Origin of the sequence: Nonomuraea maheshkhaliensis (assembly GCF_039529435.1) — a bacterium.
In the GTDB taxonomy this organism is placed as follows: domain Bacteria; phylum Actinomycetota; class Actinomycetes; order Streptosporangiales; family Streptosporangiaceae; genus Nonomuraea; species Nonomuraea maheshkhaliensis.
In genome coordinates this window covers 1-563 of the sequence record NZ_BAAAMU010000121.1, presented here as the reverse complement: position 1 = coordinate 563, position 563 = coordinate 1, and the positions used below count along the sequence as shown (strand labels likewise).

At 70.9% G+C, this 563-nt stretch carries 1 protein-coding gene; it reads right to left on the bottom strand.

The features are described from left to right. On the bottom strand, positions 1 to 563 hold a 563-nt coding region (locus ABFX54_RS45545; protein ID WP_346113256.1), incomplete at both ends, for a molybdopterin-dependent oxidoreductase.

Genomic DNA, 563 nt, shown 5'->3' with positions numbered 1-563 from the left:
CTCTGAGGCGGAGTCCGAGGCGGGCTCTGAGGCGGAGTCCGAGGCGGGATTCGAGGCGGGTTTCGGGCCCGGTTTCGGGCCGTAGAGCGTCAGTTTCGGTTGGTGGTCGAGGTCGAGGTTCCAGCGGCCCTCGCCCGAGTCGGTCCAGCGGAAGCCGGCCGAGCCGTTCGGCACCACCGGCTCACCGGACTCGGCCAGGAACACCGTCTTCCACCCGGCCGCCTCCTCCTCCGAGCCGAGGTCCTCGGCGGTGAGGAACCGGCCCGGCACGTACGCGTCGCCGCGCCGCTCCAGCGCGACCAGGAACGGCAGGTCGGTGAAGCGCTTGACGTAGTCGGTGAACCGCGGGGTCTCCCGTTCGACGAAGAACTCCTTCAGCAGCACGTGACCCATCGCCATCGCGAGCGCGCCGTCCGTGCCCGGTCGCACGGCCAGGAACTCGTCGGCGAACTTGGCCGCGTCGTTGTAGTCGGGCGAGACCACCACGACCTTCTGGCCCCGATAGCGCGCCTCGGCCATCCAGTGCGCGTCGGGCGTGCGGGTGACCGGCACGTTCGAGCCCC